Source organism: Nonomuraea corallina (genome assembly GCF_027620315.1).
Lineage (GTDB): Bacteria > Actinomycetota > Actinomycetes > Streptosporangiales > Streptosporangiaceae > Nonomuraea > Nonomuraea corallina.
Genome location: NZ_JAPNNL010000013.1, coordinates 13,014 through 38,339 on the forward strand (window position 1 = coordinate 13,014; position 25,326 = coordinate 38,339).

Annotated in this window: 21 protein-coding genes; 5 read left to right on the forward strand and 16 right to left on the reverse strand. The window is 71.6% G+C overall.

Going from position 1 to position 25,326, the window contains the following annotated elements; all coding sequences use genetic code 11:
- Window positions 1-113: 113 nt before the first annotated feature.
- The 3 genes from OUY22_RS05555 to OUY22_RS05565 form a co-directional block, all read right to left on the reverse strand.
- Window positions 114-596 (reverse strand): hypothetical protein, encoded by a 483-nt coding sequence (locus OUY22_RS05555; protein WP_270153667.1) that lies wholly within the window; start codon window positions 594-596, stop codon window positions 114-116.
- Between the two features lie 128 nt (window positions 597-724).
- Window positions 725-1,570: a hypothetical protein gene (locus OUY22_RS05560; RefSeq protein ID WP_270153668.1), complete on the reverse strand. Its 846-nt coding sequence runs from the start codon at window positions 1,568-1,570 to the stop codon at window positions 725-727.
- Window positions 1,571-1,640: 70 nt separating this feature from the next.
- Complete coding sequence (locus tag OUY22_RS05565) at window positions 1,641-3,476, reverse strand: AMP-dependent synthetase/ligase (protein ID WP_270153669.1); 1,836 nt, start codon at window positions 3,474-3,476, stop codon at window positions 1,641-1,643.
- 137 nt (window positions 3,477-3,613) lie between these two features.
- Between OUY22_RS05565 and OUY22_RS05570 the strand changes: the two genes are divergently transcribed.
- Together OUY22_RS05570 and OUY22_RS05575 are read left to right on the forward strand one after the other, a co-directional pair.
- A complete protein-coding gene (locus OUY22_RS05570; RefSeq protein WP_270153670.1) occupies window positions 3,614-5,104 on the forward strand; it encodes a peptide MFS transporter in 1,491 nt (496 codons plus the stop codon).
- 10 nt (window positions 5,105-5,114) lie between these two features.
- Window positions 5,115-5,723, forward strand: coding sequence for a trimeric intracellular cation channel family protein (locus tag OUY22_RS05575; RefSeq protein WP_270153671.1), 609 nt, complete (start codon window positions 5,115-5,117; stop codon window positions 5,721-5,723).
- A 3-nt stretch (window positions 5,724-5,726) separates the two neighbouring features.
- Here the strand turns inward: OUY22_RS05575 and yczR are convergent, their stop codons facing one another.
- Window positions 5,727-7,157, reverse strand: coding sequence for a MocR-like transcription factor YczR (gene yczR, locus OUY22_RS05580; RefSeq protein WP_270153672.1), 1,431 nt, complete (start codon window positions 7,155-7,157; stop codon window positions 5,727-5,729).
- Window positions 7,158-7,221: 64 nt separating this feature from the next.
- On the opposite strand from yczR, the gene yczE reads away from it, so the two are divergent.
- Together yczE and OUY22_RS05590 are read left to right on the forward strand one after the other, a co-directional pair.
- Window positions 7,222-7,824 carry a membrane protein YczE gene (yczE, locus tag OUY22_RS05585; protein WP_270153673.1) on the forward strand — a complete coding sequence of 201 codons (603 nt, stop codon included), beginning with the start codon at window positions 7,222-7,224 and terminating at the stop codon, window positions 7,822-7,824.
- A gap of 15 nt (window positions 7,825-7,839) precedes the next feature.
- Window positions 7,840-9,603 (forward strand): glycoside hydrolase family 15 protein, encoded by a 1,764-nt coding sequence (locus tag OUY22_RS05590; RefSeq protein WP_270153674.1) that lies wholly within the window; start codon window positions 7,840-7,842, stop codon window positions 9,601-9,603.
- 6 nt (window positions 9,604-9,609) lie between these two features.
- Here OUY22_RS05590 and OUY22_RS05595 read toward each other — a convergent pair whose 3' ends face one another.
- Both OUY22_RS05595 and OUY22_RS05600 read right to left on the reverse strand, forming a co-directional pair.
- Window positions 9,610-10,473: a hypothetical protein gene (locus tag OUY22_RS05595; protein WP_270153676.1), complete on the reverse strand. Its 864-nt coding sequence runs from the start codon at window positions 10,471-10,473 to the stop codon at window positions 9,610-9,612.
- A gap of 40 nt (window positions 10,474-10,513) precedes the next feature.
- On the reverse strand, window positions 10,514-11,419 hold the full coding sequence (locus OUY22_RS05600) for a S66 peptidase family protein (RefSeq protein WP_270153677.1): 906 nt from the start codon (window positions 11,417-11,419) through the stop codon (window positions 10,514-10,516).
- Window positions 11,420-11,470: 51 nt separating this feature from the next.
- On the opposite strand from OUY22_RS05600, the gene OUY22_RS05605 reads away from it, so the two are divergent.
- A complete protein-coding gene (locus OUY22_RS05605; RefSeq protein WP_270153678.1) occupies window positions 11,471-12,355 on the forward strand; it encodes a sulfotransferase in 885 nt (294 codons plus the stop codon).
- On the opposite strand, the gene OUY22_RS05610 is transcribed toward OUY22_RS05605, so the two are convergent.
- The 10 genes from OUY22_RS05610 to OUY22_RS05655 all read right to left on the reverse strand — a co-directional run bounded on the left by OUY22_RS05610 (window position 12,327) and on the right by OUY22_RS05655 (window position 25,302).
- Window positions 12,327-14,213 carry an ABC transporter ATP-binding protein gene (locus OUY22_RS05610; RefSeq protein WP_270153679.1) on the reverse strand — a complete coding sequence of 629 codons (1,887 nt, stop codon included), beginning with the start codon at window positions 14,211-14,213 and terminating at the stop codon, window positions 12,327-12,329. The two genes, OUY22_RS05605 and OUY22_RS05610, sit on opposite strands and share 29 nt — an antisense overlap.
- 87 nt (window positions 14,214-14,300) lie before the next feature.
- Window positions 14,301-15,131 (reverse strand): enoyl-CoA hydratase/isomerase family protein, encoded by an 831-nt coding sequence (locus OUY22_RS05615; protein WP_270153680.1) that lies wholly within the window; start codon window positions 15,129-15,131, stop codon window positions 14,301-14,303.
- Between the two features lie 119 nt (window positions 15,132-15,250).
- Window positions 15,251-15,466 (reverse strand): helix-turn-helix domain-containing protein, encoded by a 216-nt coding sequence (locus OUY22_RS05620; RefSeq protein WP_020547488.1) that lies wholly within the window; start codon window positions 15,464-15,466, stop codon window positions 15,251-15,253.
- A gap of 113 nt (window positions 15,467-15,579) precedes the next feature.
- Window positions 15,580-17,178, reverse strand: a complete 1,599-nt coding sequence (gene abc-f, locus OUY22_RS05625; protein ID WP_270153681.1) for a ribosomal protection-like ABC-F family protein — start codon at window positions 17,176-17,178, stop codon at window positions 15,580-15,582.
- A 164-nt stretch (window positions 17,179-17,342) separates the two neighbouring features.
- On the reverse strand, window positions 17,343-19,940 hold the full coding sequence (locus tag OUY22_RS05630; RefSeq protein ID WP_270153682.1) for an exo-rhamnogalacturonan lyase family protein: 2,598 nt from the start codon (window positions 19,938-19,940) through the stop codon (window positions 17,343-17,345).
- 5 nt (window positions 19,941-19,945) lie between these two features.
- Window positions 19,946-20,845, reverse strand: coding sequence for a carbohydrate ABC transporter permease (locus tag OUY22_RS05635; protein WP_270153683.1), 900 nt, complete (start codon window positions 20,843-20,845; stop codon window positions 19,946-19,948).
- A gap of 14 nt (window positions 20,846-20,859) precedes the next feature.
- Complete coding sequence (locus OUY22_RS05640; protein WP_270153684.1) at window positions 20,860-21,837, reverse strand: ABC transporter permease; 978 nt, start codon at window positions 21,835-21,837, stop codon at window positions 20,860-20,862.
- A gap of 59 nt (window positions 21,838-21,896) precedes the next feature.
- A complete protein-coding gene (locus tag OUY22_RS05645) occupies window positions 21,897-23,444 on the reverse strand; it encodes an extracellular solute-binding protein (protein WP_270153685.1) in 1,548 nt (515 codons plus the stop codon).
- Window positions 23,441-24,070, reverse strand: coding sequence for a YesL family protein (locus OUY22_RS05650; RefSeq protein ID WP_270153686.1), 630 nt, complete (start codon window positions 24,068-24,070; stop codon window positions 23,441-23,443). Before OUY22_RS05650 ends, OUY22_RS05645 begins: the two co-directional genes overlap by 4 nt.
- A gap of 203 nt (window positions 24,071-24,273) precedes the next feature.
- On the reverse strand, window positions 24,274-25,302 hold the full coding sequence (locus tag OUY22_RS05655) for a LacI family DNA-binding transcriptional regulator (RefSeq protein ID WP_270153687.1): 1,029 nt from the start codon (window positions 25,300-25,302) through the stop codon (window positions 24,274-24,276).
- Between the last annotated feature and the right edge of the window lie 24 nt (window positions 25,303-25,326).

Here is a 25,326-nt window from a genome sequence, read left to right on the forward strand (position 1 = left end):
GCCTGGCAGGATGCGGGGAAACCCCGAAGGAGCGGATACGTGCGGGCTTCGCCTTTACAAAGTAGATCACCCGGTCTCCCGCGCCGGAGACCGGGTGTGATCGCGTCCGCCCGTCAGTGGTGGTGACGGTGGCGGTGGCCCAGGACCTTCACCCAGTCGGCGCCCTCGGAGGGCGCCAGGTGGCGCGAGCCTTCGAAGACCGCGCGCCAGGTGCCGGACGCGCGGGCCGGGGCCTTGGCGTGGAAGGAGCCGTCGCGGTGCGTCTTGACCGTGTCGACGTGCACCCACCGGCCGCCGCCGGACGGCTTGAAGAGGATGACGATCCGCTTCCAGCCGAGCCGGTGCCAGGTGCCGTCCTCGTCGCAGTGGTCGGCGTGGTGCACCGAGACGAAGCCGTCGATGTAGTCCTCGTCGCACTTCACCGAGAGCTTGCCCTTGATCGACAGCGGCTGGCCGCGCCAGGCGGGCTCGGGGTTGACGTCGAGTCGCAGGCGGGTGCGGCCGTTCGGGTCGGCCATGGCCGGTGCGGCCGTGCCCGCGAGCACCGCGGCCCCCGCGGCGGCCGCGACCAGTCCGGCGGCGAGTCGTCGCATCATGAGCGTGACTTCCTTCCCCGTAGAAGACGCGCTCCCCGACCGAGAGCGCCATCGCCAATGACGGGTCAAGCGAAGGAAAAGTTTCGGCAAAGCCGATCACGATTGGGCAACGCCCGCGCCGGACCGCCTCAATCCGTCCTGATCCGCGCGTCGTCCGCGGCCTCGTGAGCGGTGCCGGGGAAGCGCGCGCGCCACTCGCCGCCGTCCCGGCCGCTCACGGTGCGGGAGAAGGCGCCGGCGCCGGTGGTCTGCGCCACCGCCACGCGCTCCCAGTCCTGCGACGCGTCCCGCCGCCACAGGAACTCCACCCGCTGCCCCCGGAACGGCACGTACCCGGCGCGACCACGCGGGTCCAGCCTCGTCAGGCGCCCGGACAGCCGCACGCCGCGGCCGTCGCGCTCGGCGCGCACCGGCGACAGCCTCGTCTCCCGCCTGAGCTCGAACGAGGCGTACTCGGTCACCTCCGCTCCCCCGGCGCCCCGCGCGGTCACCGCCACCGTCCAGGTGCCGGTCGGGAAGTAGCGGTTGAGCCGCTTGTCGGGCAGGAACCGCCAGGTCTGCCAGCCGTCGGCGACGGGCCGCGAGGCCACCGGCGCCTCGACGGCCCGCACGGAGCCCGGCCGTTGATCGTCAGGCCATGGGTCGTCCGGCCGGTCCGGGCCGGGGGCCTCCTCGCGTCCGTCCTCCGAGGGCGGCCAGGGCGGGCGCTCGTCGTCGAGCACCGGCCCCGGCGGCGTGCCCGGCTCGACCCTGACGGCGACGCCCTGCCGCCCGCGCACTCCCCTGGCGACCACGTCGATCACCAGCCGGACGGAGTCCGCGGCCCCCACCACGGGCGCGGCGGGCCGTACGTCGATCTCCCTGATGACGGGCCGGTCGGCGGCGGGCGCCCGCGCGGACGCGGGGACGGGCACCTGGGCGGTCGCGGTCAGCGCCGCCGCCGAGAGCGAGGCGAGAAGCAGGCATCTGGTCATGCGCAAGACGGTAGGAACCGCCCGGTCATGATCAGTGCCACGACACCCGCCCCGGATGGCAAAGCCGCGCTCAGTCGGTGTACAGGCCCTCGATCAGGTCGGCGTACTTGCTGTGCACCACCCGCCGCTTGAGCTTGAGGCTGGGCGTCAGCTCCTGGCTCTCGGGCGTCCACTCGGTGCCCAGCAGCGCCCACTTCTTGACCTGCTGCACCCGCGCCAGCTTGGCGTTGGCCGCCTCGACGGCGCCGCCGACCTCCTTGAGCACCTCAGGGTGCTCGGCCAGCTCGGCCAGCGTCTCGTAGGCGATGCCGCGCGACTGGGCCCAGCCGGGGGCGATCTCCCCGTCGAGGGTGAGGACGGCCACCGGGTAGGGCCGGCGGTCGCCGTAGGCGAGGGCCTGGCCGATCAGCGGGTGCTCCTTGAGGTGGTTCTCGATCTCGGCCGGCGAGATGTTCTCGCCGCCGGCCGTGATGATCAGCTCCTTCTTGCGGTCGACCACCCGGTAGAAGCCGTCCTCGTCGACACTGCCGATGTCACCGGTATGGACCCAGCCGTCGGCGTCGATGAGCTCGGCGGTGGCCTCGGGCCGGTTGAGGTAGCCCCGGGTGTTGAGCGGGCTGCGGGTGAGGATCTCGCCGTCCTCGGCGATGCGCACCTCGACGCCCGGCTCGGCCTGGCCGACGGTGCCCAGGCGGTAGGCGCCTGGGGCGTTGCCGGTGAACGCCCCGGTCGTCTCGGTCATGCCGTACACGTCGATGACCTTCAGCCCGAGTCCGGCGAAGAAGCGCTGCACCTCGCCGGCGAGCGGCGCGGCGCCGGTGGCGGTCCACTGGGCGCGGTCGAACCCGATCATGCCGCGCACGATCGACAGCAGGGAGCCGTCCGCCTTCTCGTACGCCGCCTCGATCTCCGGCGTCATGGTGTGGCCGTACTGTCCCGCCTCCACCCAGGCGACGCCGGCGGCCATGGCCTGGCGCACGGCCTGTTGCTGCTCCTCCGGCTGCGTGGACAGGACCGCGACCAGCCGGGCCATCATCTTCTCCCACACCCGCGGCACGCCGAAGAACAGCACCGGCCGCACCTGACCGAGCGTGGCGCCGAGGTTGGCCAGGTCGGTGCAGAAGTACACGTGGGAGATCTTGACCAGCGGCAGGTAGAGGCTGAGAACCCGCTCGGCGATGTGCGCGTAGGTCAGATAGGAGATCTGGGTGCCCTGGACGGGCAGGTCGGCCAGCCGGTCGGTGCAGGCCACCTCGTAGAACACGTTGGCGTGGGTGAGCGGGACGCCCTTCGGCTGCCCGGTCGTGCCCGAGGTGTAGAGGACCGTGACGGGGTCGTCGGCGGAGACGGCCTGCCAGCGGGCGTCGACGGCGGCCGGGTCGGCCTCCAGCCGGGACCGGCCCAGGTCGAGGAAGTCCTGCCAGGCCATGAAGCGGTCGCCGCCCGGCGCGCCCTCCAGCATGATGATCGTGCGCAGGCCGGGCAGCCGGTCCAGCACGGGCTCCCAGCGGGCCAGCTCCTCGGGCCCGCCGATCACCGCCACCTTGGCGGCCACGTCGCCGGCGACGAAGGCGATCTGGTCGGGCGCGAACGTGCCGTAGATGGTGCAGCCCACGCCGCCCGCGTGCACGGCGCCGAGGTCGGCGAGCACGTGCTCACTCCGGTTGACCATCATCAGCGCCACCGCGTCGCCGGGCTCCAGCCCCAGGGCGGCGAAGCCGGCCGCGATCTCCAGCACCCGCTGCCGGGCCTGGCCGTAGGTCAGGGTGCTCCACCCGTCGCCGTCCGGGTCGGAGTAGGCGGGGGCGTCAGGATACTGTTCGGCGGCCTTCCTCAGCTGCTCGCACAGGGTGAGCCCGGTGATCGATCGCTCGATCTCGGCGCGCACCTCCAGGACGTCGGCCATGGCATCCGCCTCCAGTCAGTAATCACTTGCGCAACTGGGATGCATCGCACCACAAGCCGTGGTCAGCGGCAAGAGCCTCGAACGATCGTCACGTACAGTGATGACGCACATGCGCGGCGCGACCGGAAAGGGCTCGGATGAGTAACGGCGGCAAGACGTTCTTCGGTCATCCGTGGGGTCTGGCGACGCTGTTCGGGACCGAGATGTGGGAGCGGTTCAGCTGGTACGGCCTGCGCGCCATCCTGGCGTCGTTCATGGTCGCCTCCCCGGCCGACCAGGGGCTGGGCCTGTCAGAGGAGACCGCGCAGGCCGTGATCGGCATCTACGGCGCGCTGATCTACCTGGTGGCGCTGCCGGGCGGGTGGGTCGCCGACCGCATCCTGGGCCCCCGCCGGTCGGTGTTCTGGGGCGGGTTCGTCATCATGTGCGGCCATATCAGCATGGCGATCCCGGTGACCTCTCCGGCCTTCGTCTGGCTGGGCCTCCTGCTGATCATCGCGGGCACCGGGCTGCTCAAGCCGAACATCTCGGTCATGGTGGGCAAGCTGTACCCCGAGGAGGACGACGCCCGCCGCGACGCCGGGTTCTCGCTGTTCTACCTGGGCATCAACCTGGGCGCGTTCTTCGCGCCGATCGTGGTCGGCTGGCTGGCCTCCGGCGACCGGTGGCACCTCGGCTTCGGCGCCGCGGCCGTGGGCATGGCGCTCGGCCTGCTGCAGTACGTGATCGGCGGCCGGAGCAGCCTGCGCGGCGTCGGCGAACGGCCGGGCATGCCGCTGCCCGCGCGCGAGCTGCGCCGGTTCGGGCTGCTGGCCGGGGCGGGCGCGGCCGCGGCGGCGATCGCCCTGGGTCTCTGGGCGGCGACGGGCACGTTCACGCTCGGCCGGTTCACCGCGGTGATGACGGTGGTGATCGTGGCGGTGCCGATCGTCTACTTCGCGTACATCATGCTGGGGGCGCACGGGCTGACCGAGGACGAGCGGACCCGGATGAAGGCCTACATCTGGCTGTTCGCCGCCGCCGCGATCTTCTGGATGATCTACGACCTGGCGCCCAGCAAGCTGCTGTTCTTCGCCGAGAACAACACCGACCTGTCGCTGTTCGGCATCCCGATCCAGGCGGCCACCACCCAGTCGTTCAACCCGCTGTTCATCATGATCTTCGTGCCGGTGTTCGCCGCGCTCTGGGTGAAGCTCGGCAACCGGGTGAGCACGGCGCAGAAGTTCGCCTTCGCGCTGGTGATGGTCGGGCTGAGCTTCGTGATCATGGCGGTGGCGGCCAACCTGGCGCAGAGCGGCCGGGTGTCGGTGTGGTGGCTGGTGCTGGTCTACCTGGTGCAGGTCTTCGGCGAGCTGGCGCTCAGCCCGGTGGGGCTGTCGGTGACGACCAAGCTGGCGCCGGTGGCGTTCAAGGGGCAGATGCTGGGCGTGTGGTTCATCGCGGTGTCGGTGGGCGACGCGGTGGGCGGCCAGACCGGGCGGCTCGGCCAGGTGATGTCCGAACCGGCCTACTACCTGCTGCTGGCCGCGATGGCGGTCGTCGCGGGGCTGGCGCTGTTCGCCTTCTCCGGCAGGCTGCGCGCGATGATGTCGGAGCACCGTACGCCCGCCGCGCCGCCCATCCGGTAGACAGTGCCGCGTGGCAGAACTCTTCGACCTCGCGGGCATCTTCGTCTTCGCGCTGACCGGCGCCCTCATGGGGGTGCGCAAGCGCCTGGACGTGATCGGCATGGCGGTGCTGGCCGAGATCACCGCGCTCGGCGGCGGCATCATGCGCGACCTGGTGCTGAACGTCTCCCCCGTGGCCTTCCAGAGCCTGGGCTACGTGCTGGTGCCGGTGGCGGCGACCGCGGTGGTGTTCTTCTGGCATCCGCACGTGACCCGGGTGATGCCGGTCATCCTGGTGCTGGACGCCGCGGGGCTCGGCCTGTTCTGCGCCGTCGGGACCGTCAAGGCGCTGGAGTACGGCCTCAGCCCGTTGCACGCCACCCTGCTCGGGGCCACCACCGCCGTGGGCGGCGGCATCCTGCGCGACCTGCTGGCGGGCGAGATCCCCACCCTGCTGTACGACAGGCAGCTGTACGCGGTGCCGGCCCTGGTCGGCTCGGCGGCGATGGCCGGGATGTGGTGGGCCGGCCTGCACGGCTGGCCGGCGGCGCTGGGCGCGGCGGTGCTGGCCTTCGGGCTGCGCCTGGCCGCGATGCGGCTGAACTGGCGCGCTCCCCTGGCCCGGGGCGTCGGCGAGTGAGGCTCACACCATGGGGCTGAGCGCGTCGGGCACCCTGACCGCGCCGGTGCGGCCCACGCGCCGGGCCCTCTCCAGGCGCCTGACCGCCTCCCGCAGCACCTGGGGCGGCTGGGTGAAGGGCAGCCGCAGATAGCCGTCCAGCGTCCCCTCCAGGCCGAACCAGGGGCCGGGCGCGATCCGTACCCCGTGACAGGCGGCGGCCTCGGCGAGGGCGACGGCCGAGCCGGAGTCGAGCCGGATCCACAGCGTGCCGCCGCCGCGCGGCGCGGTCCACTCCCACGCCGGCAGCAGTTCGCGCAGCGCGGCCGCGAGCGTGTCGCGCGACAGGAGCAGGCCGCGGCGGCGCTCGGCCGCGGTCTCGGCCAGCCGGTCGAACAGCGCGGCCACGACGAGCTGCTCCAGCACCGGGCTGGCGATGTCGATCGAGGCCCGGTGCAGCGCCATCCGGCGGGCCAGCGCGGCCGAGGCGCGGATCCAGCCGATGCGCAGCCCGCCCCACCACAGCTTGGACGCCGAGCCGATGCTGATCACGTCGCCGTCGGCGCCGAACGCGGCCATCGGCGCGGTGCGCGGCGTCTCCTCCAGCGCCAGCTCCGACCAGGTCTCGTCGACGAGCAGGACGGTGCCGGCCCGGCGGGCCGCGGCGGCGACGGCGGCGCGGGTGCCGTCGTCCATGAGCGCGCCGGTCGGGTTCTGGAAGTCGGGCATCAGGTAGGCGAGCCGGGCGCCGGCCTGCCGCATCGCGCTGGAGACCAGGTCCTCGTGCCAGCCGCCGGCGGAGACGCCGACGGACACCAGGCGGGCGCCGTGCCGCCGGGCGGAGTCGACGGCGTGCGGGTAGGTGGGCGATTCCACGAGCACGGCGTCACCCGGCCGGACGCACACGCCGAACGCGATCTCGATGGCCTGCTGGGAGCCGGTGGTGACGAGGATCTGCTCGGGGCGGGTGGCCAGGCCGCGCTCGGTGTAGCGGGCGGCGATCCGCTCGCGCAGGACGGGCAGGCCGAGCGGGTGGTAGCCGTTGCCCATGCCGTACCTGGGCGCCTCGTCGACGGCTTCCAGCATGGCGGCGCGCAGCGCGGACGGCGCGGGCGGGGCGGCGGCGTGCAACTGGATGAGGCCGTCGCCGTCGACGGCGAGCCACGGGTTGTCGGCGGTGGCGGCCGGGTCGGGCAGCGCGGTCCAGCTCCCCGAGCCGCGCCTGCTCTCCAGGAAGCCGCGCTCGCGCAGCACGTCGTACGCGGCCGTCACGGTGGTGCGGCTGACGCCGAGGGTCTGGGCCAGGTGGCGTTCGGCCGGCATGCGCACCCGGACCGGGATCTGCCCGCCCATGACAGCCTCGCGCATCGCGTCGGCGAGCGCCCGGTAGTAGGGCCAGGCCTGCGGGCTGACGTCGACGAGCCGGGCCAGCTGACCGGCGGAGAGGTACCTCATAAGGCCACTTTCCACGATTGGCCCTGTATTGGCCAGACTCCCGTGTGCCACGGTGATCCTCATCATGAGCCAAGCAACCATCACGCACGCCGGTTCCCTGCCCGTCCGCCTGGTCCGCCTCTACGGCGGCCTGGCGCTCTACGGCGCGGGCATCGGCCTGCAGATCCGGTCGGGTCTCGGCAACGGCCCCTGGGACGTCTTCCACCAGGGGGCCGCGCTGCGCACCGGCCTGTCCATCGGCACGATGATCATCATCGTGGGCGCGCTGGTCATGCTGTTCTGGATCCCGCTGCGGCAGCGGCCCGGCTTCGGCACGATCAGCAACGTCGTCTTCGTCGGCGTCTTCGCCGACGTCGCCCTCCACCTGCTGCCCCCGTCCGGGCACCCGGTCCTCAGCTGGCTCTACGTCGCGCTCGCGGTGACGTCCATCGCGCTGGCCACCGTCCTGTACATCGGCGCCGGGATGGGCGCGGGCCCGCGCGACGGCGTCATGACCGGCCTGATCCGGCTCGGGCTGTCGGTGCGCCTGAGCCGCTTCCTCATCGAGATCACCGTCCTGGCCGCGGGATGGCTGCTCGGCGGGACGGCGGGGCTCGGCACGCTCGCCTTCGCCCTCGCCATCGGCCCGCTCACGCAACTTTTCACCCGCTGGTTCCCGCTGGATTGAGGCTAGGGTCGAGCCATGCGGATCGAGGACTACGCGCTCATCGGAGACATGCAGTCGGCGGCACTGGTCGGCAGGGACGGCTCCATCGACTGGCTCTGCCTGCCCCGGTTCGACTCCCCCGCCTGCTTCGCCGGCCTGCTCGGCGACGACCGCAACGGGCACTGGTGGCTCGGCCCCGTGGGCCGCCGGCCCGCCGACAGGCGCCGCTACCGGCCCGACACGTTGATCCTGGAGAGCGAGTGGGACACCCCGACCGGGACCGTCCGGGTGATCGACTTCATGCCGCCGCGTGACGTCAACCCCGACGTGGTCCGCATCGTGGAGGGCGTCTCCGGCACCGTCGAGATGTCCACCCAGCTGCGGGTCCGCTTCGACTACGGCCGGATCGTGCCGTGGATGCGCCGCACCGGCGGCCATCTGCAGGCCGTCGGCGGGCCCGACGCCGCCTGGCTGCACTCCCCGGTCCCGCTGCGCGGCGGCGACTACGCGCACGTGGCGACCTTCGAGGTGAAGGCGGGCGACCGGCTGCCGTTCGTGTTCACCTGGCACCCGTCCCACGAGCCGATGCCGCCCCAGATCCAGTGGGACGAGCAGCTCGTCCAGACCGAGGCCATGTGGCACGACTGGGTCCGCACCTGCACCTACGACGGCCCGTGGCGCGAGGCCGTGACCCGCTCGCTGATCACCCTCAAGGCGCTCACGTACTCCCCGACGGGCGGCATCGTCGCGGCCCCGACCACCTCCCTGCCCGAGGACCTCGGCGGCGTGCGCAACTGGGACTACCGCTTCTGCTGGCTGCGCGACGCCACCTTGACCCTGGACGCGCTGATCGGCTCCGGCTACCTGGAGGAGGCCGCCGCGTGGCGGGCGTGGCTGCTGCGCGCGATCGCGGGCCGGCCGCAGGACCTGCAGATCATGTACGGGGTCGCGGGCGAGCGCCGGCTGCCGGAGCTGGAGCTCGACTGGCTGGACGGCTACGAGCACTCGCGCCCGGTCCGGATCGGCAACCAGGCCGTGGACCAGCTCCAGCTCGACGTGTACGGCGAGGTGATGAACTGCCTCTACCTCGCCCGCATCTCCGGCCTGACCCCCGACGAGCGGGCCTGGTCGATCCAGCGGCATCTGCTCGACTACGTCGAGGAGCACTGGGACGAGCCCGACGAGGGCCTGTGGGAGGTGCGCGGGCCGCGGCGCCACTTCGTGCACTCCAAGATGATGTGCTGGGTGGCGATGGACCGGGGGGTCAAGTACGTCGAGCGGTTCGGCCGCACCGGCCCGGCCGACCGGTGGCGCGCGATGCGCGACAAGATCCACGCCGAGATCTGCGACAAGGGCTTCGACCGGCGCCGCAACACCTTCACCCAGTCCTACGGCTCCCACGAGCTGGACGCGGCGCTGCTGCTCATGCCCATGCTCGGGTTCCTGCCGATCGACGACCCCCGGGTGACCGGCACGGTCGCGGCCATCGAGAGGGAGCTGATGGCCGACGGCTTCGTGCTGCGTTACCCGGTGGCCGACGCCAACGACGTCGACGGGCTGCCCGGCGGCGAGGGCGCGTTCCTGGCGTGCAGCTTCTGGCTGGTCGAGGTCATGGCGATGCAGGGGCGCAAGGAGGAGGCGGTCGAGCTGTTCGACCGGCTGCTCGGGCTGCGCAACGACGTCGGACTGCTGGCCGAGGAGTACGACCCGCGCTACGGCAGGCTGGTCGGCAACTTCCCGCAGGCGTTCTCGCACGTCCCGCTGGTGCACGCGGCGCGCGCGCTGTCGAAGCTCATCTGACCTGACCTACACGGCCAGCCTGGCCAGCACCTTCGCGAACTCGGGCGGCGGGGCCACGACCAGCCTCGTCTGGCCCTGCCGCAGCTCGATGTCGGCCTTGATGAGCGCGAGCCGGCCCTCGTGCCACCAGTAGACCTGGGAGCTGAGCCCGCCGGTGCGGGCCGCGTGCACGCGCAGCCGTTCGATCGCGCGCACCACCCCGATGCCGTCGACGGGGTGGACGAGCATGGTGTACGGGTCGGGCAGCACGACGAGCACGCCGTCGGCCGGCACCGGCAGATAGTCCTCCAGCCAGCGCAGGTGGGTGGCGGCGGCCGGGGCGCCCGCGGTGAGCCGGGTGACCCGGGTGCCGGACAGCTCGATGGACTCGACCGTCAGCCGCTGGCCGCGCCGCACGTTGGACACGGCCAGCTCCAGCGCCCGCGCGGCGGGCACCGGCCAGCAGCCGGACTCCTCGGGCCGCACCGGGCGGTCGCCGACGGTGAGCAGCTCCAGCAGGTCGCCGTTGAGGTGGCGGCCGACCATCCGGGTCGGGTCGGCCACCTCGTCCGCCGCCTCCACGCGGGTGGCCAGCAGCGGCCGGACCTGTTCCAGGTCGCAGTAGTCGAGCGGGCCGCCGGCGACGGCGTGCGCCAGGTGCTCGGAGACCAGGGTCGGCCAGTCCTCGCGGGCCCGGCGGCCCGCCTCTCTGCGCAGCCCGGCCAGCCTGACCCGGATCTCCCGCGGTCCGCGCATGGTCAGGGACGCACCGTCGGCCGCGAACGCGCAGGTGTAGCCGAGGGACTCGCTGACGAGCGCCAGCAGCGAGTCGAGGTCCACGTCCTCGACCGATCGGTGTGCGGGCTCCCGGTCACGGTCGGAGAATGGCACGCACCCGTGTCCCTTCTGTCGGTTTCGTCCCTTTCCAGTCCTACCTTGCCCGCTCCTCGTTCCAGTACGGGCCCGTCAGGGAGCACGATTCGGTATCAATAGCCCCAAGAGCCCCAAGCCATACGCTCATCTGGGGTGATCCATGTCCCACGGGCAGCCCCGCGACGATCGGCACCCCGAGCGGCTCCAGCCGGTCGCGGAGCACCGGGTAGGGGTCCCCGCAGTCGACCCAGGACCCCAGCGCGATCCCCCGCACCCCGGCGAACGCCCCCGCCTGCAGGAGCTGGGTGAGCATCCGGTCGACGCGGTAGGGCTCCTCGCCGATGTCCTCCAGGAAGGCGATCCCGCCGTCGAACGAGGGCCGGTAAGGCGTGCCGCACAGCGCGGCCAGCAGCGACAGGTTACCTCCGGTCAGCACCCCTTCGGCCCGGCCCGGCGCCAGCACCCGATCGCCCGTGACCGTCACGGGAGAGCCGGACAGCGCCGCCCACAGCTGATCCCAGGTGACCGGCTCTGGCCCCGCGCCGGGCCCGTGCTCGCCGCCCAGCAGCACGTTGCCGGGCATCGGCCCGTGCAGGGTGGGCACGCCCAGCTCCACCGCGAACGCCTGGTGCAGCGCGGTGACGTCGCTGGAGCCCACGAGCACCTTCCGGCCGGCGGCCCGCATGGCGTCCCAGTCGAGCAGTCCCAGCAGCCGGGAGGCGCCGTAACCGCCCCTGGCGCAGAACACCACCGACACCGCCGGATCGCACCACGCCGCCTGCAGGTCGGCCGCCCGGGCCGCGTCCTCGCCGGCCAGATAGGGCAGGTCCTGGCGGTCGAGGGCGTGCGGCCCGACGACCACTTTGACGCCGCGCTCCTCCAGGCGCTCGATCCCCCGCCTGAGCAGGGCGGCGTCCACCGGGCCCGAGGGTGCGACGACGGCGGCGGTGGTGCCGGGATGCAAGAATCCGGTTGTCTCTATCACCCGGAAAACGGTGTCACACTTACCTCTCGTATGCGACTTCCGCCCCACATCCTCGTGGTCAACGGCATCAAGGTCCGCAGGCCGGTCTTCCTGGTCGGCGCCCCGCACTCGGGCACGGACCTTCTGGCCCGCGCCCTCAAGCGGTCCCCGGGGTTCCACCTGACGACGGGCCGCGCGTGCGTGGCGCACGTCGTGTACGCCTTCGCCCGCCGGCCCTCGATCGGCGGCACCTCGGGCGCGGTGCGGGTGCTGCGCGACGCGCTGGCCGAATCGTGGCAGCTCCTCGACGGCTCGTGCGGGCTGTGCTCGGACTCCTGCCGCGAGGCGGGCGGGGTGACCAGCACCGGCCCGTGCGTGGCGGCCGGCGAGGTGACCAGGTTCGGCGACGCCAGCCCCGACCTGCTCTACGCGGCTCCGGTGCTGCTGCGCGCCTTCCCCGACGCCCGGTTCGTGCAGCTCATCCGCGACGGCCGCGACGTCGTCGCCGACATGCTCGGCGACCCGGCCTGCCTGGCCTGGTTCAAGCCGGTGATGCTGCCGGAGGACACCGAGTTCCCCAACGCCTTCCTCGGCGTCAACCGCGACGAGCACCGCGACCGCTGGAAGACCATGCCGGTGGCCGGCAAGAGCGCGCTGCGCTGGCGCAGCGCGGTCCGGCTGAACGCGGCGCTGCGCCAGGAGCTGCCGGAGGCCCAGCTCATCACGGTCCGGTACGAGGACCTCGCGCGGCGGCCGGCGCAGGAGGCCGCCAGGCTTTCGGAGTTCCTCAAGACGCGGGTGCCGAAGGTCGCCCTGTACGGACCGCAGCCGCCCGAGGTGGGCGGCTGGCGGGCCCGGCTGCGCGCGGCCGACGCCGAACTCGTGGAGAAGGTGGCCCGCCAGGAGCTCACGCGGCTGGGCTACCTGACGAGCTGAACTGGGTGCGGTAGAGCTCGGCGTACAGGCCGCCGCGGCTGAGCAGTTCCTCGTGCCGGCCGCGCTCGGCGACGCGGCCGGCGTGCACGACGAGGATCTCGTCGGCCTCCCTGATCGTGGAGAGCCGGTGCGCGATCACCAGCGAGGTGCGGCCCGCCAGCGCGGTCTTGAGCGCCTGCTGCACGGCCGCCTCCGACTCCGAGTCCAGGTGGGCGGTCGCCTCGTCGAGAATCACCACGCGCGGCGCCTTGAGCAGCAGCCGGGCCAGCGCCAGGCGCTGCTTCTCGCCGCCGGACAGCCGGTAGCCGCGCTCGCCGACCACGGTCTCCAGCCCGTCGGGCAGCGCCTCGACCAGCTCGCCGATCTGGGCGGCCCGCAGCGCCGCCCACATCTCCTCCTCGGTGGCGCCGGGGCGGGCGTAGCGCAGGTTGGCCCCGATCGTGTCGTGGAACAGGTGGGGGTCCTGCATGACCACGCCCACGGTGTCGCGCAGCGAGGCGAGCGTGGCCTCGCGCACGTCCAGCCCGTTGATCCGGACGGCCCCGCCCGTGACGTCGTAGAGCCGGGAGACCAGCGAGGTGATCGTGGTCTTGCCCGCGCCCGAGTGGCCGACCAGGGCGATGAGCCTGCCGGGCGCGGCGGTGAAGCTCACGCCGTCGAGCACCTGCGGGGAGGGGCCGGTGTCCGCCTTGGCGACCGACTCCAGGGACGCCAGCGACACCTCCTCGGCCGACGGGTAGCGGAAGCGCACGTCGTCGAACTCGACGGTGACCGGGCCCTCGGGCACCGGCCGGGCGTCCGGCCGCTCGGCCACCATCGGCTTGAGGTCCAGGATCTCGAAGACCCGGTCGAAGCTGACCAGGGCCGTCATGACGTCGACGTGCACGTTCGACAGCGACGTGAGCGGCCCGTACAGGCGCATGAGCAGCGCGGCCAGGGCGACGAGCGTGCCCAGCTCGAAGACGTCGGACACGGCCAGCACGCCGCCGATCCCGTACACCAGAGCGGTGGCCAGGGCGGCGACCAGGCCGAGCGCCACCCGGAACACGGTGCCGTACATGCCGACGCGGACGCCGATGTCGCGCACCCGGGCGGCCCGCTCGCCGAACACCGCGGCGTCGTCCTCGGGTCGGCCGTAGAGCTTGGCCACCATGGCGCCGGCCACGTTGAAACGCTCCGTCGTGACGCTGCTCATCTCCGCGTCGAGCTGCATCTGCTCGCGGGTCAGCGCGGACATCCGGCGGCCGACCCACTTGGCCGGGACGATGAAGATCGGCAGGAGCACCAGGGCGATCAGCGTCACCTGCCACGACAGCACCAGCATGGCGCCCAGCACCAGGACGAGGCTGACCACGTTGGACACCACGGACGACAGCGTGCTGGTCAGCGCCCGCTGGGCGCCGATCACGTCGGTGTTGAGCCGCGAGACCAGCGCCCCGGTCTGGGCACGGGTGAAGAACGCCACCGGCATCCGCTGCACGTGGTCGAACACCTCGGTGCGCAGGTCGTAGATGAGCCCTTCCCCGATGCGGCTGGAGAACCAGCGCTGCACCAGCGTCAGCCCGGCGTCGACGAGCGCCAGCACGGCGATCGCCACCGCCAGGCCGATCACCACGCCGGTCCGCTGGGCCAGGATGCCGTCGTCGATGATGGCCTTCATCAGCAGCGGGTTGGCCACCACGATGACCGCGCCCGCCACGACGAGCAGCAGGAACGCCGCGATCTGCCTGCGGTAGGGCAGCGCGTAGCCGGCGATCCGCCGTACGGTGCCGGGCGCGAGCCGCTGTTTGGTCACCGAGCCGTCGCGCCGCAGCGAGGCCCACACGTGGGGGCCGAAGCCCCCGCCCATCATCGCCATCTAGGGGAAATCCCTTCGCTCCCCCAGCAAAGCGCCGCCGCGCCGTCCATCGATTCCCTCATCAGCTCCTGGCGAAATCCGGCCCGGTCAGGACTGGGCGTCGAAGAGAGCTTTGAGGCGTTTGGCCTGCTCGGCACCCTCTGCGGCTCTCTGCTCCTCCAGGGTGCGCCCGGACGCGCCCTGAAGGAGTCGCTTGGTCGCGGCCGCCGCCTCCCGGTTGGTCGACAGCAGCTGGGCGACCTTGCCGGCCACGGCCTCGTCGAGGTCGCCCCCGGCGACCACCTGCTCGGCCAGGCCGATGCGGAAGGCCTCCTCGGCTTCCACGTTCCTGGCCGTCAGGCAGATGTCTGTCGCCTTGGCCAGGCCCACCAGCTCCACCAGGGGCTTGGTGCCGGTCAGATCGGGCACCAGCCCGAGTGCGGGCTCTTTCATGCAGAACTTGACGTCGTCGGCCACGATCCGCAGGTCGCAGGCGAGCGCGAGCTGGAATCCCGCGCCGACCGCGTGTCCCCGCACGGCCGCGATGGAGACGATCTCGGGGCGGCGCAGCCACAGGAAACCCTGCTGAGCCTGGTCGACCAGCTCCATGATCGAGCTTTCTTCCCGCCCGCTCGCCGAACCGAACGAGCCCTGCCCCGGCACTCCCTCTTTCGTGAACATCCGCAGGTCGATGCCTGCCGAGAAGGACGGTCCCTCACCTTTCACCACGACCACGCGCACCTGCTCCGGCAAGCCGGCGCCGATCCGCGCCAGAGCCGACCAGGTCGCGAGCGTCTGCGCGTTCCGCTTCTCCGGCCGGTTCAGGGTGACCGTGGCTATCTCACCGTCCACCTCGAAGCGCAGGCCGATCTCCGCCAGTTCTTCGGCGGAAATCTCCTCCGCGTACCCCCCACGCTGTCGCGCCTTCGCGTCCGCCATCACCGCTGCCCTTCTCGCTGAACCGTCGCGCCCGAGCCTACAGAATCACATTCTGGCCCGGGCGCGACGGCTGGCTGTCTAGGGACGGGCGGCTGCGGTCGCACGTTCCGAGGCGGCCGTCAGCGCTTGGACTTGCCCCGGGTCGCCCCACCACGTCCGCGCAGAGTCACGCCGGACTCGCTGAGGATGCGGTGGATGAACCCGTAGGACCGGCCGGTCGAAGCGGCCAGGGCGCGAATGCTCTCGCCCGCGGCATAGCGCTTCTTCAGGTCGCCGGCCAGTTTCTCGCGATCGGCCCCCGTCACCCGGGTGCCCTTCTTCAGTGTCTCGGCCACGAGTACCTCCTGTAGTGCCGGACTTCCGCAGCGTTACTCCGCCATGATCAGTCATTTCAGCGGGATCGGCTACCTACTCCACGGGAAAAGATCCGTACCCACCCAAATTAAGATCAGGCAAGTGCCACAAGATCGGAAAATTCCTCGCTCCACGCGTCTTCAGTTCCGTCTGGCAGCAAGATCACCCTATCTGGTGACAGGGCGTCAACGGCACCCTCGTCATGGGTCACCAGGACGATCGCTCCTGAATACGACCTCAGAGCGTTGAGAACCTGCTCCCGGCTTACCGGATCGAGGTTGTTGGTCGGCTCGTCGAGCAGCAGCACATTGGCGCTGGAGAGCACCAGAGTGGCCAGCGCGAGACGGGTCTTCTCGCCTCCGGAGAGCACTCCGGCGGGCTTGTCGACGTCGTCGCCGGAGAACAGGAACGAGCCGAGGACCTTGCGCAGCTCGGTGTCGGTGAACGTGCCGCCCGCCGAACGCATGTTCTCCAGGACGGTCCTGTCACTGTCGAGCGTCTCGTGCTCCTGGGCGTAATAGCCGACCTTCAGGCCGTGGCCGGGCCGGATCGCTCCGGTGTCGGGCCGCTCCAGACCGCCCAGCAGCCGCAGCAGCGTGGTCTTGCCGGCGCCGTTGAGGCCCAGGATGACCACCCGGTGACCTCGGTCGATGGCCACGTCGACGTCGGTGAAGACCTCCAGGGAGCCGTAGGACTTGGACAGGCCCTCGGCGACCAGCGGGGTGCGCCCGCACGGCTGGGGCTCGGGGAAGCGCAGCCGGGCGACCTTGTCGCTCACCCGCTCCTCCTCGGTCGAGGACAGCAGGCGGTGCGCGCGGCGCATCATGTCCTGCGCGGCCTTCGCCTTGGTGGCCTTGGCGCGCATCTTGTCGGCCTGGGCCAGGAGCGCCCCGGCCTGCTTCTCGGCGTTGGCGCGCTCACGCTTGCGGCGCTTCTCGTCGGTCTCGCGCTGGGCGAGATAGGCCTTCCAGCCGACGTTGTAGTGATCGATGACGCACCGGTTGGCGTCCAGGTGGAGCACCTTGTTGACCGTGGCTTCAAGAAGCTGGACGTCGTGGCTGATGATCACCAAGCCGCCCTGATGGGATCGCAAAAAATCACGAAGCCACCCGATTGAGTCCGCATCTAGGTGGTTTGTCGGCTCGTCCAGAAGGAGAGTTTCCGCGCCGCTGAAAAGAATTCTCGCCAATTCCACCCGGCGGCGCTGGCCGCCGGAGAGCGTTTTCAGCGGCTGGCCGAGCACCCGGTCGGGCAGGCCGAGACTGGAGGCGATGGAGGCCGCCTCCGACTCCGCGGCGTAGCCGCCGAGCACGTGCATCTGGTCCTCAAGACGGCCGTACTGCCGGACCGCCTTCTCGCGGGTGCGCTCGTCGGCGGAGGACATGCCGAGCTCGGCCTCGCGCAGCTTGCGCAGGACCTCGTCCAGGCCCCTGGCCGACAGCACGCGGTCGCGGGCCAGCACCTCCAGATCGCCCGTGCGGGGGTCCTGCGGCAGGTAGCCGACGCTGCCGGTGCGGGTGACGGTGCCGCCGGCGGGCAGGCCCTCCCCGGCCAGCACCTTGGTGAGCGTCGTCTTGCCCGCGCCGTTGCGGCCGACGAGCCCTATCTTGTCGCCGGGGTTGACCCGGAAGGAGGCGTTCTCGATGAGGAGCCGCGAGCCCGCACGCAGTTCGATGTCAGTAGCGATGATCATGTTCGGCGAAGCACTCCCGTGCTAGGGAAACGAGGGATGAGGGCGTGCGACGCCGGTCAATCGGGAGTGTGCATACCGATCAGTGTAGAGCCCGCGCCTGCGGTTCCACCTCTGCGTAACGCGTCGCGCACAGCAGAACGCCGGGCGGCCCCGCTCCGATTCCGTCACTCCTCCGGCAGGTGGGCGGCGATCAGGGCCAGGTTCTGGATCGCGGCCAGGCCGTACTGGGCGGCGTCGTTGGTGCTCACGAACGGCGCGTCCCAGATCGCCGCCGGCACGTGCGGCCCCTCGACCCGGGTCAGCCGCCACTCCGGCTCGCGCTGCAACGGGTTGGTGTTGAGCTGGTCGCCCTCGTCGCGGAAGAACGCGCGCCAGGCCAGCGCGGCCAGGCCGGCGTCGCCCAGGCGGGCGGCGGCGTAGGCGGGCAGGCGGCTGTGCGCCTGGATCAGCGAGATCCCGCTCAGCGGGCCGCCCAGCTCGGCCGCCTGCCGCTCGGGCGGGGCGAGGTAGAGGCGGCAGTAGTCGAGCCAGGCCCGTTCGAAGCCGGGCACGTCCAGGCCGAGCGCGAGCAGCTCCGAGCAGATCTCGGGCAGGCCGAAGACGGCCGACAGGTGCGAGACGGCGACCGCGTCCCTGGAGGTGTCGAACCGGCCCGTGCCCAGGTCGAGGAGGGCCTCGCCGGTGAAGAACCCGCGGGGCAGCGCGCCGATGCCGGCCATGGTGCCCAGCAGCTTGTCCCTGGCCCGTTCGTCGCCGTGCCGCTCCCAGCGGGTCAGCCAGGCGGCGGCCAGCGCGCCCCAGTCGGCGCCGAGCCCGATCGGCACCGCCTGCCGGCCGGGCGGGCGCTCGTCCCGGCGCACCTTGCGCAGCGGGTCCAGGTCCGCGTACGCCTCCTCGGCGGCGGCCACCTCGTCGAGCAGGTCGCCGGTGCGCTCGTCGGCGGTCAGGTAGTAGAAGACGCGGCGGTAGGCGGCGTTCGAGATCCGCAACTGTTTGCAGCTGCACCCCCAGTGCTGCACGTTGTGCCGGCTGCCCAGGCCCTTCCACCGGCCCAGGTGGTGGACGTCGACCTCGCCGGTGTGCCGGCTCATGGCCTCGGCGAAGCGGAACACCTCGGCCCGCCCGGTGCGCAGGAACTGGTACCACAGCCACAGGTCGGGCGACAGCTCGGAGTTGTCCCAGGCGTAGCCGCCGACGTCGTAGCGCCAGGTGCGCCGGTCGGCGTCGTAGGTGTGCATGACGTCGCCGTAGTCCCAGAACCCGTACCAGCGGCGCTGCTCGCGCTCGCGGACGTACAGGTCGAACAGGAAGTCCAGGCGGTCCTCGATCGCGGCGCGGGCCGGGGTGGCGCGGTCGGGCGGCGCCCAGTCGCCGAACACCCCGGCAGCCCTGATCCGCTCGGGGCTCGCGACCAGCAGCGGGGGCTCGTTCATCGCGGCCGCGTGCGCGGCCAGCTCCGGGTGCGCGGGCGTGGCCGCGTACGCGCGCAGGGTCAGCTCGTGGGTGCGGGCGACGCCGTGCGGGTCGCCGAAGCCCGGCTCGTGGTCCTCGTACGTGATCTCCAGTCCTTCGAGCTGCTCGGCGAAGGTGTCCTGGCCCAGGCCGTCGTGCCAGAAGCGCAGGTCCATGGCGGGCGCGGACGGGGACCAGAGCCAGACGGTGACGGTGGCGGTGGCCGTGGCGGCGTCGCGGACGTCGAGCCTGGTCGGGTGCAGGCGCCAGAAGTCGCGCAGGCCGAAGCCGAGCCCGCCGCCGGGACCGCCGACATAGCCGTACCCGGCGGAACGGGTGCCGGACGGGACCGTCACCCAGGCGTGGCCCTCGGCGGTGCGCTTGCGTAGCAGGTAGCCGTCGGCGGAGTTCTGGTCGAGGGTGTAGTCGTTCCAGACGGGGACGAGGTGGAGGCGGCCGGCGACCTCCGGGTCGCCGATCGCGCCCACCGGCCGTCCCTCGACCTGGGCGCGCCGGGCCGGCTCTCCGGGGTCGCGGCGCAGGCCGGTCAGCCCGCGCACGGCCTCGGTGAGGAAGCCGTCGCGGCCGGCCAGCCGGACGTGCCGGTCGTGCGGCTCGTCCCGCATCACCACGCCGGCGCGCAGCCCCAGCCCGGCGAGGAAGTCCCGGCCCGGATCGCCGTCCCAGACGAAGGTGTGCACGATCCGCACGTCCTCGGCGCCCGCGTAGAAGTACAGGCGGACGGTGAACGGCAGCCGGTCGCCGTGCCGGCCGGTCAGCCTGATCACGGCGCGCACCGGCCCGTCCTGCTCGGCCACGGCCCGCTCGACCCGTCCCGTGGCGCTCTCTCTCCGGACGGCGCCGCCCTCGTCGGGGGTGGGGCCGTCCTGGCGCAGGCTGACCAGGCGCACGTCGCGCAGGATCTCCCGGCCGTCGCGCCGGGCGGAGCGCAGCAGGGTGTCCCCTTCCTCCTCGATCGTCCAGGTGACGGGTCCGGTGCTCACCCGGATCAGGCCGCCCTCACGGGCGACGGTGACGGGCACGCGCGCCGCCGCGGGCTCCTTTCCCGGTACGAGCCGGTACGCGCTCCCGTCCCCCGGGCCGGGGCCGATGGCGTGCGCGGACCATTTGACCGAGCCGTCCGGCCAGGTGGCCGTCACCCAGCTCTGCACGGGCACCTCCCCGCCGCCGGGTCCGGTCAGCGCGAAGGGGACGCCGGGAGCGACGGTGCCGCGCGGCCACGGGACCCCCCAGGTCACCCCGGTCGCCGTCCCGCCCGGACGGTCCAGCCAGCGCAGCGGGGTCTCCACCGCGGTCACTCCTTCACCGACCCGATGAGCACGCCCTTGGCGAAGTGCTTCTGCAGGAACGGATAGAAGAGCAGGATCGGCAGCGTGGCGATGACCACGACGGCGAACATCAGGCCCTTGGCGGGGAAGAAGACCGTGTCCAGCGCGCTGATGGCGTTGGCCGCGTCGGGGCTGGTGAGCTGCCGGACCAGGACCTGGAGAGTCCATTTGTCGTTGTCCTTGATGTACAGCAGCGGCGACATGTAGTCGTTCCAGATGCCCACCGCGTAGAACAGCGAGAACGTGGCGATGATCGGCTTCGACAGCGGGAGGACGATCTTGAAGAACACGCCCATCTCGTTGCAGCCGTCGATCCGCGCCGCCTCCTCCAGGGCCTGGGGCAGCTCCTGGAAGAACGACTTCACGATGATCAGGTAGAAGGGGTTGATCGCCAGCGGCAGGATCAGCGCCCAGTAGCTGTCCAGCAGTCCCAGGTCGCGCACCACCAGGTAGGTGGGCACGAGCCCGCCGCCGAAGACCAGCGTGAACACCACCAGGTTCAGCACCAGGGTCCGGCCCGGCAGATACCGCTTCGACAGCGGGTAGGCCATGGTGAAGGTCAGCGCCACCTGCACCACCGTGCCCACCGCGGTCACCGCGACCGTGGTGAGCAGCGCCCGCAGCATGGTGTCGTTGGCGAAGATGTAGGCGTACGTGCTGGTGACGAATCTCTCCGGCCACAGGAAGAACGGCCGCGTGGAGATCTCCGACTCACTGGCGAACGACCCGGCGACCACGTACAGCAGCGGGAGCACCGTGACCAGCGCGAGCCCGCCGAGCACGACGAGGTTCAGCGCGTCGAACACGCGGCTGCCGAGCGAGCCGTAGTGCTTGATCGGCGTGCCGGCGGGTTTCTTGACGGGCATGGCCACGCGCTCCTTCAGAACAGTCCGCGCTGGCCCAGGCGCTTGGCCAGCCAGTTGGCGCCGAAGATCAGGACGACGCCGGCGACGCCCTTGAACAGGCCGACCGCCGTGGCGTAGCTGTAACCGGCCCCGGCGATGCCGACGTAGTAGACGAAGGTGTCGAACACCTCCGCCGTGGAGCGGTTCAGCGAGTTGGTGAGCAGCCAGATCTGCTCGAAGCTCTGGTCGAGGAGGTTGCCGGAGGTCAGGATCGCCATGACCACGATCGTCGGGCGGATCGCGGGCAGCGTGACGTGCCAGAACTGCCGCCACCGGCCCGCGCCGTCCATCCGCGCCGCCTCGTACAGGTTGGGGTCCACGCCGGCCAGCGCGGCCAGGTAGATGATCGTTCCCCAGCCGGACGTCTTCCACAGCAGCTGCAGGATGACCAGCGGCCGGAACCACTCCGGCCTGGCCATGTAGTCGACCAGGGGCCCGCCGCCGCTCAGGCTGTGGATCCAGCCGGCGATGACGCCGAAGTCCACCGCGAACAGCAGGTACGTGAGCGAGAAGACGATCGTCCACGACAGGAAGTGCGGGATGTAGATCAGCGACTGCACGTACCGCTTGTAGGCGCTGACCCGCACCTCGTTGAGCAGCAGCGCGACCACGATCGGCGCCGGGAAGACGAAGAGCGCGGTGAGCAGGGCGAGGAACAGCGTGTTGAAGAGCAGCCGGCCGAAGTCGGGCCCGGTGAACAGCGCCTCGAAGTGCTTGAGCCCGACCCACGGGCTGCCGGAGTAGCCGCTGAACGGCACGAAGTCCTGGAACGCGATGGTCAGGCCGTACATCGGCAGATATCTGAAGATCGCGAAGTAGGCCAGGCCGGGGAGGAGCATCACGTACAGCCAGCGGTAGCGCCGCAGCGCCGCGCGGAGCGGCACCCGCCCGGAGCCGTCCCGGCGGCGCTCGGGGGCCGCCTCGGTGACGGGCGACGCCAGATCGGTGGCCACGGCGGCCTCCTTTCCCCAAGGGGAGGCCCGGGTGTCCCCGGGCCTCCCGGTCGAGCCGGTCAGCCGCCCACCTTGGCGATCCCCGCCTGGAGCTCGGCCAGGATCTGAGTGCCGCCGCTGTCGTACCAGCGCTTGATCTCCGCCTTGAACTGCTCCTCGGTCAGGTCGCCCGCCAGGTACTTGATGCGGGCGTCGGTCGGGATCGGGTTGAGCGTGGCGCCCTGGTCGACCGCGGTCTGTGAGATCACCGGCAGCGACGGGTCGTGCACCGCCGTCCGCAGGTCGAGCTCCATGAGCTCGTCGCGCTGCCTGAGCCAGTCCCGCTCGGCCTGGCTGGGACGCATCCACTCGTACGCGTCACCCGCCACGCCGACGCTGGAGGTCATGCCGAGCTGGATGAAGCCGAACTGGACGTCGTTGTTGATGACCTTGACCGCGGGGTCCGATTCGTTGATCTTGACGGCGAAGCCGTCCTCGACCTTGAAGTTGCGGCCCTCGATGCCGTTGTTGAGCAGGATCGAGCCCTCCTTGGAGGCCAGCTTGTCCAGCGTCCGCAGCACGTCGTCGAGCTGCTCCTCGGTCCGCACGCGCTGCTTGGAGACGGCGACGATGCCGTTGTAACCGGTGAACGGGTAGGAGAACTTCTGCCCGTCGGGCCGCGCGAGGTTGCCGGCCATCGCGACCTTCTCGTGGTAGGTGTCCGGGTCCAGCTCCTTGAACTTGTCGAACAGCTCCCCGGCCCGGACGTTGACGTCGATGATGATGCCGCCCTTGCCCTGCAGGAACGGGTCGTTCCACTTGCCGGTGTCCAGGGTGGCCCAGTCGGGGTTGACCAGGCCCTCGTCGACGAACCTCTTGATGTACTTCTGGGCCTCCCAGAACTCCGGCACGTCGAACTCGGGGACCAGCTTGCCGTCGCGCACGCCGTAGTTGTTGGGGGTGCCGAACCAGACGTCGATGACGTTGTACGGGCTGGAGGCGGAGAAGACGGGGGCGGGCCACTTGGGCAGGATCAGGCCGTAGGTGTCCTTCTTGCCGTTGCCGTCCGGGTCCCTCTCGGTGAACGCCTTGGCGATCTCGTACAGGTCGTCGGTGGTCTCGGGCAGCTTCAGGTCCAGCTTCTCCAGCCAGTCCTTGCGGATGACGACCGCCGAGCGGAGCAGCGGGCGGACCCGGTAGACGCCGTAGTTGCGGCCGTCGGTCTTGGAGTTGAGCCAGGCCTGCGGGGACTTCGGCTTGAGGTTCGGGTATTTGTCCAGCTTGTCGGTGAGGTCCCAGAACGCTCCTGCTTTGGCGGTCTTGACGAACGCCGCGCCCTTGTTGTCCTGGATGACCATGACGTCGGGCAGGGCGTCGGAGGCGAGCGTGACGTTGGTCTTCTCGTTGTAGTCGGCGTTGGGCACCCAGGTGATCTGGAGCTTCTTGCCGGTCAGCTTCTCGGCCGCCTGGTGGATCTCCCCCTGGGGGTCGGGGGCGGTCTGGAAGAGCGGGACCATCAGGGTGAGCGTGTTCGCGTCCGCCGCCTCACCGCCGCCCCCGGAGCAGGCGGTGAGAGCCAGGGCGAGGGCTAAGGCGGCGGCAGGCCGGCGACGACGGGATGCGGTCATCGGTTCCCTTTCGAGTGCAGGCGTGCCTCGTTCTCGTCGAAGAACCGCAGGCAGAGCCACGTGTTGAGGCAGATCCACGCGCCCACGCTGACGAGCGGCGCGAGGAGGGGCGCCGCCGTCGTCGCGAAGACGATCGCGGCGAGCACGAACAGCAGCAGCGCGGAGGAGGCCGGGCGGGTGAGCGCCAGCAGCGACGCCTTCGGCAGGTAGGCCGGCAGCGGCAGGTCGTAGTGAACGTAGAGCGGCCCCAGGTAGGACCCGACGCATGCGAGCGCCACCAGCGCCACCACGGTGGCCACCCGCCAGGCCGTCCCCTCCGGTCCCAGGGCCGTGAAGTACAGGTAGTTGCCGACCAGGACGGCGGCGGCGACCGCGGGCGGCAGGACGAGCAGGGACGCGCGGACGAACTCGCGCCGGTAGACGCCCCAGAACGCGGCCCACCCCTGAATCGATTCACCTTGAGCGTGCCTGCGGGCCAGGGTGTACGCGGCCACGGTGGCCGGTCCGAGCCCGAGCAGCACGCCGCCGAGAAGCGTGAAGACGATCCACTGCGCATTGAGCCGGGCCGCCCAGACCACCTCGGAACAGGCGGCCTGGACCCTGATGGACATGGCGGAATGGCTCATCCGGCGGCATCTTCCCGTGGCGTGTGCGCGGGCCCGGGGACGGGACCCGTTGCCGGGTGGTTCCGGTCCCGTTACGCGGGGGTGAACGGCGGTCGGTTGCTGCGAAAGTAGTGTTGAATCGAATCAAAGTCAACCGTCTCCGGCGAGGAATCCGGGGGGTGGGGAAAACGCCTTCCGTGCGGCCTGATGGAACGCCGGGCCGCTCAGGCGTCGCGCCGGACGGCCTTGCTCGACTCGCGCACGACCAGGTCGGGCTGGAAGATCACCTGCCGGTGACGGTGCTCGTCCCCCGCCGAGACCTCCTCCAGCAGCAGCTCGATCGCGGTCCGGCCGAGCAGCTCGCGCGGCTGGCGCACCGACGACAGCGGCACGGCCGCGGCGGCGGCGAAGTCGATGTCGTCGTAGCCGACGATCGCCACGTCCTCGGGCACCCTCAGCCCGCGCAGCGACATGGCCTGCAGGAAGCCGAGGGCGAGCAGGTCGTTGGCGCAGAAGGCGGCGGTGGGCCGGGCGGACTCGGGCAGCGCGGCCAGGCGTTCGCCCGCGGCCCGGCCGGCGGCCACGCCGAGCGAGGCGATCTCGAAGTCGACGAGCTCGGCGCCCTCACCGGCGACGGCGGCGGCGACGGCGGCCGAGGCCCCGGCGTGCCGGTCGGCGACCTGCTTGATCGACAGCGGCCCGCCCACGAACGCGATGCGCCGGTGGCCGCGCTCGACCAGGTGGGCCGCGGCCAGCCGGCCGCCGAGCCGGTCGTCGACCGCGACCGAGCACTGCGGGCCCGCGGCGGCGCTGTCCACCAGCACCACGGGCGTGCCCCTGGCGCTGAGCTGGGCCAGGCGCGGACTGGCGGCGTCGACCGGTGTGATCAGGACGCCCAGCACCCGCTGCTGCTCCAGCTGGTCGAGGTGGCGGCGCTCGCGCTCGGGGTCGGCGGCGCTGTTGCAGAGCATCATCATCGTGTCGTGCTCGTCGGCGACCGCCTCGGCGCCCTGGGCGACGTCGGCGAAGAACGGGTTGGAGACGTCGAGGACGACCAGCCCGACCGTGCGGCTGCGGCCGACGCGCAGGTGGCGGGCCACCTCGTTGCGGACGAAGCCGAGCTCGCGGATGGCCTCGAAGACCCGCTCGCGGGTCGCGGGCGAGACGATCTCGGGGCGGTTGAGCACGTTGCTCACGGTGCCGACCGAGACCCGCGCCAGCTGCGCGACCTCCTTGATGCTCCTGGTCCCCATTGATCCTCACGAGGCCGTGCCGCC

What these genes read in the sequence shown, in the direction of transcription:
- OUY22_RS05650 (WP_270153686.1), bottom strand. Translation starts at nt 24,070, where the DNA reads ATGAGCCATTCCGCCATGTCCATCAGGGTCCAGGCCGCCTGTTCCGAG.
- yczE (WP_270153673.1), top strand. Translation starts at nt 7,222, where the DNA reads ATGAGCCAAGCAACCATCACGCACGCCGGTTCCCTGCCCGTCCGCCTG.
- OUY22_RS05605 (WP_270153678.1), top strand. Translation starts at nt 11,471, where the DNA reads ATGCGACTTCCGCCCCACATCCTCGTGGTCAACGGCATCAAGGTCCGC.
- OUY22_RS05555 (WP_270153667.1), bottom strand. Translation starts at nt 596, where the DNA reads ATGATGCGACGACTCGCCGCCGGACTGGTCGCGGCCGCCGCGGGGGCC.
- OUY22_RS05570 (WP_270153670.1), top strand. Translation starts at nt 3,614, where the DNA reads ATGAGTAACGGCGGCAAGACGTTCTTCGGTCATCCGTGGGGTCTGGCG.
- OUY22_RS05560 (WP_270153668.1), bottom strand. Translation starts at nt 1,570, where the DNA reads ATGACCAGATGCCTGCTTCTCGCCTCGCTCTCGGCGGCGGCGCTGACC.
- yczR (WP_270153672.1), bottom strand. Translation starts at nt 7,157, where the DNA reads ATGAGGTACCTCTCCGCCGGTCAGCTGGCCCGGCTCGTCGACGTCAGC.
- OUY22_RS05645 (WP_270153685.1), bottom strand. Translation starts at nt 23,444, where the DNA reads ATGACCGCATCCCGTCGTCGCCGGCCTGCCGCCGCCTTAGCCCTCGCC.
- OUY22_RS05590 (WP_270153674.1), top strand. Translation starts at nt 7,840, where the DNA reads ATGCGGATCGAGGACTACGCGCTCATCGGAGACATGCAGTCGGCGGCA.
- OUY22_RS05565 (WP_270153669.1), bottom strand. Translation starts at nt 3,476, where the DNA reads ATGGCCGACGTCCTGGAGGTGCGCGCCGAGATCGAGCGATCGATCACC.
- abc-f (WP_270153681.1), bottom strand. Translation starts at nt 17,178, where the DNA reads ATGATCATCGCTACTGACATCGAACTGCGTGCGGGCTCGCGGCTCCTC.
- OUY22_RS05635 (WP_270153683.1), bottom strand. Translation starts at nt 20,845, where the DNA reads ATGCCCGTCAAGAAACCCGCCGGCACGCCGATCAAGCACTACGGCTCG.
- OUY22_RS05610 (WP_270153679.1), bottom strand. Translation starts at nt 14,213, where the DNA reads ATGGCGATGATGGGCGGGGGCTTCGGCCCCCACGTGTGGGCCTCGCTG.
- OUY22_RS05615 (WP_270153680.1), bottom strand. Translation starts at nt 15,131, where the DNA reads ATGGCGGACGCGAAGGCGCGACAGCGTGGGGGGTACGCGGAGGAGATT.
- OUY22_RS05655 (WP_270153687.1), bottom strand. Translation starts at nt 25,302, where the DNA reads ATGGGGACCAGGAGCATCAAGGAGGTCGCGCAGCTGGCGCGGGTCTCG.